Genomic DNA, 12,612 nt, shown 5'->3' on the forward strand with positions numbered 1-12,612 from the left:
CGATGCCGGGGTGCTCGAGCCGGGCCAGCACACGCCGCTCGCGGTCGAACCGCCGCGCGGCCTCGTCGGTCGCCTTCCCGGCTCGGACCACCTTGAGCGCGACCGTCTTCTCGAACGTCCCGTCGACACGCTCGGCCGAGTACACTACGCCCATCCCGCCGCGTCCGATCTCGTCGATGACACGGTAGCCGCCGACCTCGTCCGGCGGTGGTGCGGACGCGTCCAGGACGCCCAGCCCTCGGTCCAGCATCGACAGCGGCTCGTCGTCCACGGACAGCATGGCCTCGACGGCGCGCCGGAGCTCGAGGTCATCGCCGCACGCGTCCTCGAGGAACGTTGGGACGTCCGCGTCCTCGAGGTCGCAGGCGTCGGAGAAAAGCTCGAGGGCGCGTCTCCGGCGGAGTCGTGTGGCGTCGAGGTCGTCGGACATGGGACCAGGGTGATCGGTCAGTATCGGGACCAGAGGGGGAGCGGGCAACCGCGCGTCCCTGAACGGGTGGCTCAGCCGTCCTCGAGGGCGGCCTTCGTTCGTGTCGCCCTCGATGGTGGGCGTCGAGGACGGCGAGCCTCACGCCGTTGCTACGGTGGGCGCTCGTGGCCACCCGCCACTTCGGCGGTCAGCCCGACCTCGAGGTCGCACATCGAGACGCCTCGTCTCTTCCGCACCTCTTCTCGCGTTCCCTCATCGCGTCCTCGAGGCCGGACCTGCCTCGTCCAACCCCTAGCTTCCCCGTTCACCAGACCAGAAAACGCATGGGCCGGATGTTCGAGAAGCGCAAGTCGACCATGTTCGCGCGCTACGACCGCATGGCGAAGCAGTTCGCCCGGATCGGCAAGGACATCGTGATCGCCGTCAAGGCCGGCGGGCCGGACCCCGACATGAACCCGCAACTCCGGCGGGTGGTGCAGAACGCCAAGGGCGTCAACATGCCCAAGGACAAGGTGGACGCCGCGATCAAGCGGGCCATGGGCAAGGACACCGAGAGCTACGACGAGGTGCTCTACGAGGGCTACGGCCCCCACGGCATCCCGCTTCTCGTCGAGGCCGCGACCGACAACGTGAACCGGACCGTCGCCAACCTGCGCGCGATCCTGTCCCGCGGCGGCGGTAACCTGGGCAACAGCGGCTCGGTCGCGTTCCAGTTCACCAAGATGGGCGCGTTCTCCCTCGACCCCGGGGCGGTCCCCGACCGCGACGACTTGGAGCTCGGGTTGATCGACGACGGTCTCGAAGAGCTCGAGGACGGCACGACCGAGGACGGGCGCGACGTGATCGTGGCGCGGTGCAGCTTCGCCGACTTTGGTCAGATGCAGCGCGCCCTCGAGGACCGCGGCCTGGAGCCGATCTCCGCCGAGGTCGAGTACGTCCCCACGACGACGACCGACCTCGAGGACGATCACGCCGATGCCGTTCTAGAGCTGGTCGAGAAGCTTGAGGCGGACGAGGATGTCCAACGCGTATTCCACAATCTGGCCTAGTTGAACGGTACTTGATGCAGGCTCAAACAGGACGATATCTCGGCTCCTGAGTCCTGTTCGAATGTCCGTCCACGCCTGGCACCTCGTTGGTGTCGTCGTCCCTTACGTCGTGATCGCGACAGCCCTGTGGGGGCTGGCGTCCGGGGCTGCCAAGGACGCCGTGCAGGTGGGGGCGTTGCCGGAGCGGATGCGGCTGGGCTTCCTCGATCTGCCGACCGTTCCGCTGGCCTACGTGCTCGGGTTTGGCGCCGTGGCGTTCATCTACGGGTGCGCCCTCGACCGGAACCACCTCGGCATAGTCCTCGGCACCGGCCCACACGCCCTCGCGCCCGGGGCGGACGCGGTGCTCTACGGCTTGGCGATCTCGTCGTGGACGTCGGCGGGGCTCCTGGCTGGTTTCTACCGCCGGATCCGTTACAAGACGAAGGCCATCATCGCGGCGCCTGCTGAGCGCGACGAGGTGATGGAGCGGTACCGCATCCTGGTCGAGCACATCTCGGACTTGGTGAGCCACCACGATCTCGAGGGTCGGTACGAGTGGATGAGCGAGTCGACGCGGGACATGCTCGGCTACGAGCCGCGCGAGCTCCTCGGGACGGATCCCCACGACCTGATCCACAGCGGCGACGTCGAGCGCGTGCGCGCCGAAGGGTTCGACCTGCTCCGGGGAGGAGATGTCCAGACGGCCGTCACGCGGTACCGAATCCAGCGGAAGGACGACCAGTTCGTCTGGTTCGAGTCGCTCATGGAGCCTATCCGTGACGCCTGCGGCGAGATCACGCGCTTTCAGGTCACCTCCCGCGACATCACCGAGCGGCAGGCCTTCGAGGACGAGCTCCACCGCCGTGCACACCACGATCCCCTGACGGGTCTCGCCAACCGGGTCCTGTTCACGCTCCGCCTGGACACCACCGTCGAGTTCGCGCGCTACGGCATGGACGAAGGGGACGTCGGGTACGCCGTCCTCTACCTCGACCTCGACCGGTTCAAGGCCGTCAACGACACGCTGGGGCACGCCGCCGGCGACGAGGTCCTCGTCGAGGTCGGCCGCAGGCTCCAGGCCTCGACGCGAGCGTTCGACACCGTCGCGCGGATCGGCGGCGACGAGTTCGCGGTCCTCATCGAGCACACCAACGTCGAAGCGGCAGCCGTCCGGGCGGCGACTCGGATCGAGGAGGCCCTGCGCGAGCCGTTCCTCCTGGGCGGCCACACGCGGTCTCTCTCGGCCTCGATCGGGATCGCGATCGGCCGCACCGACCACGAGAACGCCGGCAGCGTTTTGCGCGAGGCTGACCTGGCGGCCTACCAGGCCAAGGACGATGGGCGCGACGGGTGGGCCTTGTTCTCGCCGGCCCTGCGGGCGGCGAGCGAGCGGCGCCGTAGGATCGAGTCCGACCTCGAGGGCGCCATCCGAAACGGCGAGCTGGTGGTCGCCTATCAGCCTATCGTGCACCTCAAGACGGGCGTCCTCCACGGCGTCGAGGCCTTGGTCCGGTGGAACCACCCGGAGCTCGGCCTGATCTCGCCCGAGGCGTTCATCGACATCGCGGAGGAGACCGGGCACATCACCGATCTCGATCATTGGGTGATGTCCGAGGCGCTCAACCAACACCGTCGCTGGGAGCACGAGGTGGGCTACGCGCTCGACCTCAAGATGTCGGTCAACTGCTCGGTCCGAGACATCCACGATCCCCAGTTCGCCTGGAGCGTTCGGTCGCTGCTGGCGGCGTCGGGGATCGGGCGAGGGCAGCTCACGATCGAGGTGACCGAGAGCCTGCTCGTCGACGATCCGCAGCGGGTCGCGACCGTCCTCCAGTCGCTACGCGACCAGGACGGCGTCGAGTTCTCGATGGACGACTTCGGGACGGGCTATTCGTCCCTGAGCGTCGTCCATGCGCTTCCGGTCGACAAAGTGAAGGTGGACCAGGCGTTTGTACGACGGATGCACGACGACTCGGCGGCGCTAGCCATGGTCAAGACCGTCGTCGGGTTCGCGCACACGATGGGGACCGTCGTCGTCGCCGAGGGGATCGAGACGCCCCGCCAGCTCGTCGATCTCCGCGCGCTCGGCTGCGAGTACGGCCAAGGCTTCCTCCTCTCAAAGCCCCTCCGCCCCGAAGAGATGAGCCGGTGCCTCCGCTTTGGCGGCCCGTGGCGTCGTCACTGGGATGGCCTCGCCGAGACGGCCTCGAAGCTGCCCTCGATCGTCGGCTTCGAGGACGAGACTCTCGCTTGACGCGTCCTCGAGGCCAGTCTCGGTGAGCGGGCGGTCGTCCCCTTCCACCTCGACGGGTCCACTTTGCCCTCGAGGTCAGCCGCGGAGAGCGGAGGCGAAGATGCCGGGCAACTTGAGCGGCGTGGGCGATGTGGCCAGGCTCAGCAGGCGCCGTGCCGAGGTCTCGGCGGTCGCGTTGGTCACGAACCAGATCGGCTTCGGGGCGACGTGGGTCTCGCCCAGCAGGAGCGATCTCGGAAAGGGCGCGAAGGGTCCCTGGATGACCGTCTTCTGCGGCCGCTCGAACAGGTACGCGTTGTGGACGACGCCCGTCCCGCTCTGGATGTCGTCGCGTGTGTGGCCTGGGAACGCGCCCCAGGTGCCGCCTGCGATGAAAAAGTTGACCCCGCTCCATACGTTGATGCCGACCGTCCCGTAGCGCAGCCGCGCGATGGCGTCCCAGAAGCGGTCTCCGAGAGCTTTGATGGTTCGAGGGTGAATCACGACGGTCGCGCCCAGCGTGCCGACGACGTGCTCGTTGCAGAAGTCGACGGCGCGGTCGAGCCAGTCGGCGGCGTCGTCCCCGGCGGTACCGCCGGGGAGCGACGTCACGGCGAGGGCCGGGCCGAAGACTTCCTCAGTGAAGGCGGGCTCGCCGGGTTCGGCCGGCACGTTCTCGACGAGCGTTCGGGCGCCTGTCGCCCCGAGTCGCTCAGCGGTATCGGGATAGGCGTTTTGAAGATCTTGGACGCGGTCGTCCGTGCCGGGGTAGTAGGACGGGCGGTCGGGGAGCTCGCGAAGGGCGCGGCGGACGGCGTGAACGAACGGGTCCCGCTGCGTCCACCCTTCGGGCAGGATCAGGACCTGGCTCGCGATGCAGTTGAACCCGCCGTTGTGCATCTTTTGCGACGCGACGTTCTCGGCCTGGAACTCGAGGTCGGGCTCGGACCAGTCGCCTGGAACGACGAGGCAAGGGCTCACGCCGCCAAGCTCGCTCGTGACGCGCTTGTGCGAGATCGGCTCGTCGCGCTCTTTCCTCTGTTCACCTTCCGCACCGGTGCCGTAGACGATGGCGTCGTGCGTGCGTGCGCTGCCGGTAACATGAATCTCATCGACCAGGTCATGACCCGTCAACAGCTTGCCGACCTCGGCGCCACCGCTCGCGAAGCGGAGGTAGCCGGCTTGGACGAAGTCGGCGAAGACCTCCTCGAAGATGGGCTGGAGGTAGGCGTTGACCGGGTTCATCTTGAGCAAGACCACCTGGCCTTCCGCGTACAGCTTGTACAGGACGTCGAGGGCGGGAATAGACGCGATGTTGCCGGCCCCGAGCACGACCGCGACGGCGCCGTCGGGCGCGTCCTCGCGGTAGAACGTCGCCATCGTGTCGGGCAGCGTCGCAGGCGTGACGCCCGGCTCCTGCCACACGTCGACCTCGATGCCGCTGAACAGGAGGTGGTCGTAGAGCCCGTCCGGGAGCACGCGGACGATCGTCTGGCCGTCCGGTCGCTGGCGTGTCTTTCCCTCGACGAGCGACGCTAGAGACCCGCTCTCGGCAGCTTGCAGCGTGCGCTTGAGCGGCTCGATGTAGCTCGCGACGGCCCACGGCCCCGACGACCACTCCTCGCCCCTCAGCGGCGACCCTTCCGGCAAGCCCTTCGCTCGCGAGGCGGCCGTGACCCAGCGGCCCGCCGCGTCCTCGATGCGCGTGGGCAGGCCCTCGAGCAGGCTGATCTTGAGCGGGATCGGCAGCCGCGCCCACTCCGTGGCGACGGCCTCGAGGTCGGCGAGCGCCGCGTCGATCTCGGCGGGCGTGCTGTCGGCGGGGCGGGGCGGGGTGGTCATGGGGGGGTGGTAAAGAGGAGCGACCTCGAGGCCGGACAGAGCGGAGCTGTGTCCTCGGGGCCGACCGGTACGGACGCTAGGGGTTCGTGCGTGGCCTGGAAATCAGGACACTCCTTCTCGCACGGAGAGCGCCGAGAGCGAAGCGCCGTATGCCGTCTCGCCCTCGAGGGCGGTGCCCAGGATCAGGTCCGACGCCTTCTCCGCGATCATGATGGTGGGCGCGTTGGTGTTGCCGCGCGTGATGACCGGCATGACGCTCGCGTCGACGACGCGCAGGCCGGAGACGCCCCGGACGCGCAGGTCGCCGTCGACCACGGCGTCCGGCCCCGTCCCCATCGCGCACGTGCCGACGGGGTGGTATAGCGTCTCGGAGGTGGCGCGCACGAACGGGATAATCTCGGCGTCGTCCTCCAGGACGCGGCCGGGCTCGTAGGGGCCGCCGTTGATGTCGGCGAAGGCGTCGGCGTCGGCCAAGCGTTGGGCGAGGCGGAAGCTCCAGACCGTCCGGCGCAGGTCGTGGTCCTCGGCGTCCGAGAGGTACCGCGGGTCGACGACGGGTTTGGTGAGCGGGTCGGGGCCGTCCAGGCGAACGGTGCCCCGGCTCTTGGGCGTGAGCACGAGCCCGCCGACCGTGTAGCCGGTCTGGCCCTCCGGGTTGCGTCGGCCGTGCTCGAGGAAGAAGCCAGGACCAAAGTGGTACTGAACGTCCGGCGCGTCGAGGTCGGGCGAGGAGCGGACGAAGCCGCCGGCCTCGGCCACGTTGCTCGTGAACGGCCCTTTCCGGCGGACCGCGTAGTTGAGGAGGTTGCGCCCCAACCGGGGCAGCGACTCGGCCAGGTCGAGCGTGTCGTTGGTGGTGGCGTGGCGCGTGACGCCGGAGATGAGGTGGTCCTGCAGGTTCTCGCCGACGCCCGGCAGGTCGAGCGCGACCTCGAGGCCGTTCTCCCGGAGCTGCTCGGCGGGACCGACGCCCGACGTCATGAGCAAGTGCGGGCTCCCGAAGGCACCGGCCGCCAGGATCACCTCGCGCTCGGCACGTACGGTCATGCGCTCGCGACCCCTCAAGATCTCGACCCCAGTGGCTCGGCTGGGCGCTTGCCCATCGCCGCCGCCGGCCTCGAGGACGACGCGGAGCGCCTGGGCCTCGGTCCAGACCTCGAGGTTGTGCCGGTCCAAGGCCGGGCGCAGGAACGCTCGCGCGGTGCTCATGCGCGAGCCGCCGTGCTGCGTGACCTGGTACATCCCGAAGCCGTCCTGCTCGCCGCTGTTAAAGTCGTCGTTGCGCGGGTGGCCGAGCTGAGCGCCGGCCTTGACGAGTCGTTTCGATAGCGCGCTTGGGCTGCGTTGCTCAGAGACGGTGAGCGGGCCGTCGGTGCCGTGCTCGGGATCGCCGGTGAACCGCTGCTGATCCTCGCTGCGGCGGAAGTAGGGGAGGACCGCGTCGGCGCTCCAGCCGTCGCCGCCGTGCTCGGCCCACTCGTCGTAGTCGGCGCGGTGCCCGCGGATGTAGATCATCGCGTTCATCGAGGACGACCCGCCCAGCGTCTTGCCCCGAGGCTGGATCAGCCGTCGGCCGGCGAGCCCCGCTTGAGGGACCGTGTAGAAGCCCCAGTCCGAGGTGCCGCCGTACAGCTTCGAGAAGGCGGCCGGGACGTGGATGTTGCTGTCCTTGTCCTCGCCGCCGGCCTCGAGGAGCAAGACGCGATGCTCGCCGGACGCGCTCAGGCGGTTGGCGAGCACGCACCCCGCGGAGCCGGCGCCGACGATGACGTAGTCGAAGGTGAGATCGCTCATGACGTGGTGCGGCATTTGGGTCAAGGTAGCGCTTCCAGAACGGTGTTAACCCGGACGTGCGTGTGGCAGGGCGGACGCCGTCCTCGAGGACGAGGTCCCAGGCGTCCACATCGCGGAGAACGCGTTGTCCACCTTGGATTTAGACCAGGTCTAAGTTTCGCGCCGGACGAACTGCCGAGTCCTCTCGGGCGTTGTACAAGCAACACCAACCACGACTACCTATGATTTCCCCACAGTCTCAGTGCACCGCGTGCACCCACCTCGACCGTCAGGCCAGCGACGCCCTGTTGTGCAACGCCTTCCCAGGCGGGATCCCCGACGAGATCTGGACCAACGAGGTCCCGCACACCTCGAGCGTCCCCGGCGACAACGGGATCCACCTCGAGCTGATCCCGCTCGACGTGCTCGGCCAGGGGCCGACCGCACAGGCCTAGCGTCTCCACGCGGTGATTCGTCGGCGGCCGTCCCTTGGGGGCGGCCGCTTTTTTCTCGTCCTCGAGGACGAGGCCCTTGCCGTGCCCGCTACCGATACCCCTGGGCCTGGAGCTCGAACAGCTCCGCGTAGCGTCCCCCCGACGCCAACAACTCCTCGTGCGTCCCGATCTCCTCGACCTCGCCGCCCTCGAGGACCAAGATCCGATCGGCCATGCGGACGGTCGAGAAACGGTGCGAGATCAGAACGGCCGTCTTGCCTTCGGTCAGGTCCTTGAACCGCTCGAACACCTCGAACTCGGCGCGCGCGTCGAGGGCGGCCGTCGGCTCGTCCAGGATCAAGAGTTGGGCGTCGCGCATGTATGCCCGGCCCAGCGCCACCTTCTGCCACTGGCCGCCGCTGAGGTCGACGCCTGTTTGGAACCGTTTCCCGAGCGTCTGCTCGTACCCGTCGGGTAGCGCCTCGATGACAGCGTCCGCCAGGGACCGCTCGGCCGAGGTCTCGACGCGGGGCCGGTCGTCGCGCTCCTCGATCCGCCCGACGGCGATGTTCTCAGCGGCCGACAAGTGGTAGCGCACGAAGTCCTGGAAGATGACGCCGACGGCCGAGCGCAGCTCGTCGAGGTCGTAGTCGCGCAGGTCGCGGCCGTCGAGCAAGATCCGGCCCTCGTCGGGGTCGTAGAGCCGAGCGAGCAGCTTGACGAGCGTCGTCTTGCCCGCTCCGTTCTCGCCCACCAACGCCAGCGCCTCGCCGGCCTCGAGGGCGAACGACAGGTGCCGGACGGCCCAGTTTTCCGAGCCGGGGTACTGGAACCCGACGTCCTCGAACACGAACCCTTGCTGGATGGGCTGGGGGACCGAGAGCGCGTCCGCCCTTGAGGCCACGTGGGGCTCGATCTCGAAAAACGAGAACAGGTCCGCGAGGTAGAGCGCCTGGCCACTGACGGTCGAGAACGACGCCAGCATGGACTCCAGGAGAGACCGCATCCGGCCGAACGAGCCCGCCAAAAACGTCAGCGTGCCGATCGTGTAGATGCCGATCCCGGTCCGGTACACGATGATCGCGTAGGCGGCGTAGTAGCCCAGCGTGCCCGCGGCCGAGAGCAACCCGCCCCACGACGCGCGTCGGACGGCCAGCGTCCGGTTGGCCCGGTAGTACGCGTCGGCCAGGGTCCGGTAGCGCTCGGCGAGGTAGTCGTTGAGGCCGAAGATCTTGACCTCCTTGGCCGTCTCGTCTGAGGCGCCGACGTAGCGCAGGTAGTCGAGCTCGCGGCGCTCGGGCGTCCACGAGTAGGCGAGGCTGTAGCTCTGGGCGTTGAAGTGCGCCTCGCCCAGGAACGCCGGGACGAGTGCCAGGGCGAGCAGCAGCAGCAATCCCGGCGCGAAGACCGCGAGACCGATGCCGAGCGACACGACCGTCACGGAGTCTTGGACCTGGCCGAACACCTGGCTCAGCAGGACCAGCCGGCTCGTGGTCTGGCGCCGGGCGCGCTCGAGCTGGTCGTAGAAGTCGGCGTCCTCGAAGTGGGCCAGGTCGAGGGCGGCGGCGTGCCGCATCAAGCGGACCGAGGTCTCGTTGGTAAACAGGTCGCCCAAGAGCGAGTCGCACAGCGCCGTCGCGCGGCCCAGCAGGTCGCTCAGGATGGCCAAGCCGAACTCGGCGAGCAGCAAGCCCACGATCGCGACGCCCGGCCCCGTGTCCATCCACTGCGCGACCTCGAGGACGGAGTACGAGTCGCCCGCGAGCAGGACCACGTTGTCCACGACCAGCTTGCCGAGGTAGAGCGCCGTGACCGGGATCAGCGCGCGGACGAGCCGGAGCGCGAGGTTGATGGAGAAGAGCGCGGGGCTCGTGCTCCAAACCAGCCGGAAGAGCGGGGGCAGGTTGGAGAGCGCGCCCACGCGCTCGCGGAAGGTGAGCTCGGCGGCGGCGCGTCGCGCGCGGCCGCTCCCTCTCGTTGGCGCGGCCCCCTGTCGCCCGGATTGATGCAATGCCATGCCGGTGCCACGCGGGCCGGCGCGCCGGGTTCGTCCTCGAGGGCGGAGTCAGGAATCCCGCCCTCGAGGACGTGAAGGCGAAAGACCGACCCGGCCTCGAGGGCAGCGCGGACCTGGCGTCCGGGTATGTTCGCAGACGCCTACACCACCACGCCGACCCCGACATGGACGAGACACGCTTGCGCGACTTCGTGGACTACGCCGTGACGCTCGACGGCGACGAGAAGGGCGAGGCCCAGGTCTTCCTCGACCGCTTTTTCCAGGCGTTCGGCCACGCCGGCTACAAAGAGGCCGGGGCCACCCTCGAGGACCGCGTCCGCCGGAAGGGTCGGGCGACGGGGTTCGCCGACTTGGTGTGGCCCGGACGCGTCCTCGTCGAGATGAAGAAGCGCGGCGAGAAGCTCCAGAAGCACTACGATCAGGCCCGGGACTACTGGTTCAACCTGTACCCGAAGCCTCGGTACGTCCTGCTCTGCAACTTCGACGAGGTCTGGGTCTACGACTTCGACGTCCAGCCGGACCCCGTGGACAAGGTGGAGGTGGCGCGGCTGGCCGAGCGGCGCGCGGCGTTCGGGTTCATGCTGCCCCAGCCCGAGGAGCCCCTTTTCGAGAACAACCGCGTCGAGGTCACGCGCGAGGCGGCGCACCTGGTCGCCGAGGTCTACAACGGATTGGTGGATGCCGGCGAGGAGCCGGACCGTGCGCGGCGGTTCGTGTTGCAGTGCGTCGCGGCCATGTTCTTCGAGGACGTGGGGCTCTTGCGCGACGACGTGTTTGCCCACGTCGTGGACGACTGCCTACACAACGGCGCCGACGCCTACGACCTGCTGGGCAGCCTCTTCCGCCAGATGGCCGATGCCAAGCCGGCGCGCGGCGGGCGGTTCCACGCCGTCCCGTACTTCAACGGCGGCCTGTTCCGCGACGTCGAGCCGGTGCCGCTGGGCAAGGACCAGCTGCTGCCGCTTTTGGACGCGTCGCGGCAGGACTGGCGCCGCGTCCAGCCCGAGATCCTGGGCACCTTGTTCCAGGACATCATGGACCCGGACCACCGGCACGCCTCGGGCGCCCACTTTACACACGAGGCCGACATCCAGAAGATCGTCCAGCCGACCATCGTGCGGCCGTGGCGCGCTCGGATCGACGCGACGGACACGCTCTCGGGGCTCAAGGATCTGCGCGACGACCTGCTCCGGTACCGCGTCTTGGATCCGGCGTGTGGATCGGGCAACTTCCTCTACGTCGCGTTCCGCGAGCTCAAGCGGCTCGAGATCGAGCTTATCGGCAAGGTGGCGGTGGGGTTCTCGCCGGCCGCAATCCAGCGGGCCGGGTTCGCCAAGACGAGCCGGGTCTCGGTGCGCCAGATGTACGGGCTCGACCACAACGCGTTCGCCGTCGAGCTGGCCCGGGTCACGCTCACCATCGCCAAGGAGCTCGCCAAGCGCGAGGCCGCGGCCACCGCCGACACTGAGGAGGCGGACCTGACGGGGATCCTGTTCGACGACGCGCTCCCGCTCGACGACCTGACCGAGAACGTCCGCCAGGCGGACGCGCTCTTCGCCGAGTGGCCCGACGTCGAGGCCGTCGTCGGGAATCCGCCGTTCGTGTCCAAGAACAACTTGGTCCCGGAGTTGGGCGCGGCCTACGTGGACCGGGTCCGGGCGGCGTACCCCGACGTCCCCGGCCGGGCCGACTTCTGCGTCTACTGGTTCCGCAAGGCGCACGACCACCTCGGCGCCGGCCAACGGGCGGGGCTGGTGGGGACGAACACGATCCGCCAGAACTACAGCCGCGAGGGCGGCCTCGACTACATCGTGACCAACGGGGGCACGATCACGGAGGCCGTCTCGTCGCAGCCCTGGACCGGCGACGCGGCGGTCCACGTGTCCATTGCGAACTGGGTCAAGGGCGACGCGCCCGGCCCGTTCCGGTTGTCATTTCAGCCCGGCGACGGGGCCGCCGACGACCTCGAGGTCTACGCGCTCGACCGGATCGGGCCGGCGCTCTCGCCCGAGGTGGACGTGACGGGCGCCCGCGACCTCGAGGCCAACAAAGCGGCCGACGCGTGCTACCAGGGCCAAACGCACGGCCACAAGGGGTTCCTGCTGACGCCGAAGGAGGCGGCCTCGATGCTCGAGGCCGATCCGCGAAGCGTCGATGTCTTGTTCCCCTTCATGACCGGCAACGACCTGCTGAGCACGACCCCGCCCCGGGCCAAGCGCTACGTCATCGACTTCCATCCGCGCGACGTGTTCGAGGCCCGTAGCTACCGCGACCCGTTCGGACAAGTCCAGAGCGTGGTTCTCCCAGACCGCGAGGCGAAAGCCGAAGCCGAGGCGCAACGGAACTCGGAGAAGCTGGAGGCCAATCCGAAGGCCCGGACGAACCGCCACCACGCCAACTTCCTCAACACGTGGTGGCAGCTCTCGTGGGCGCGGGGTGAGATGAAAGAGCGCCTCGAGGTCGTGAACCGCTTCATCGCCTGTCCGCAAGTGATGAAGCGGCCGACATTCGAGTTCGTCAGCACGGACATTCGCCCGAACGCTGCGCTGATGGTGTTCCCCCTCGAGGACGACTACTCACACGGCATCCTGCAGTCGAGCATGCATTGGGCGTGGTTCACCGAGCGATGCTCGACGCTTAAGGGCGACCCGCGCTACACCAGCAGCACCGTCTTCAACAGCTTCCCGTGGCCGCAGGCGCCCGCCCTCGAGGCCGCCCTCGAGGTCGCCGAGTCGGCCGTCGCGCTGCGGGCGCTGCGCCGGGACCTGATGGACAAGCACGGGATGAGCTTCCGCGACTTGTACCGGACGCTCGAGGAGCCCGGCGCGAACCCGCTCCGCACGGCCCACGCC

The 12,612-nt window shown here is 68.8% G+C and carries 7 protein-coding genes and 1 pseudogene; 4 read left to right on the forward strand and 4 right to left on the reverse strand.

Annotated elements, in window-relative coordinates:
* Positions 1-430: pseudogene (locus WBA11_RS05140) on the reverse strand (serine/threonine protein kinase); the annotation flags it as partial.
* A gap of 323 nt (positions 431-753) precedes the next feature.
* Between WBA11_RS05140 and WBA11_RS05145 the strand changes: the two are divergent.
* Positions 754-1,479, forward strand: coding sequence for a YebC/PmpR family DNA-binding transcriptional regulator (locus WBA11_RS05145; RefSeq protein WP_424519651.1), 726 nt, complete (start codon positions 754-756; stop codon positions 1,477-1,479).
* Between the two features lie 61 nt (positions 1,480-1,540).
* Complete coding sequence (locus WBA11_RS05150) at positions 1,541-3,715, forward strand: putative bifunctional diguanylate cyclase/phosphodiesterase (RefSeq protein ID WP_424519645.1); 2,175 nt, start codon at positions 1,541-1,543, stop codon at positions 3,713-3,715.
* 75 nt (positions 3,716-3,790) lie between these two features.
* Here the strand turns inward: WBA11_RS05150 and WBA11_RS05155 are convergent, their stop codons facing one another.
* Entirely contained in the window at positions 3,791-5,536 is a 1,746-nt protein-coding gene (locus WBA11_RS05155; RefSeq protein ID WP_424519646.1) for an aldehyde dehydrogenase family protein, read from the reverse strand.
* 102 nt (positions 5,537-5,638) lie between these two features.
* Positions 5,639-7,330, reverse strand: coding sequence for a GMC family oxidoreductase (locus WBA11_RS05160; RefSeq protein WP_424519647.1), 1,692 nt, complete (start codon positions 7,328-7,330; stop codon positions 5,639-5,641).
* A gap of 221 nt (positions 7,331-7,551) precedes the next feature.
* Here WBA11_RS05160 and WBA11_RS05165 point away from each other — a divergent pair, with 221 nt between their 5' ends.
* Positions 7,552-7,764, forward strand: a complete 213-nt coding sequence (locus WBA11_RS05165; RefSeq protein ID WP_424519648.1) for a hypothetical protein — start codon at positions 7,552-7,554, stop codon at positions 7,762-7,764.
* 88 nt (positions 7,765-7,852) lie between these two features.
* On the opposite strand, the gene WBA11_RS05170 is transcribed toward WBA11_RS05165, so the two are convergent.
* Positions 7,853-9,760, reverse strand: a complete 1,908-nt coding sequence (locus WBA11_RS05170; protein ID WP_424519649.1) for an ABC transporter ATP-binding protein — start codon at positions 9,758-9,760, stop codon at positions 7,853-7,855.
* Here WBA11_RS05170 and WBA11_RS05175 point away from each other — a divergent pair.
* The coding region (locus tag WBA11_RS05175) for a DNA methyltransferase (protein WP_424519650.1) at positions 9,754-12,612 on the forward strand (2,859 nt) is incomplete at its 3' end. The genes WBA11_RS05170 and WBA11_RS05175 overlap by 7 nt on opposite strands.

The organism is Rubrivirga sp., assembly GCF_049648075.1.
Classification (GTDB): domain Bacteria; phylum Bacteroidota; class Rhodothermia; order Rhodothermales; family Rubricoccaceae; genus Rubrivirga.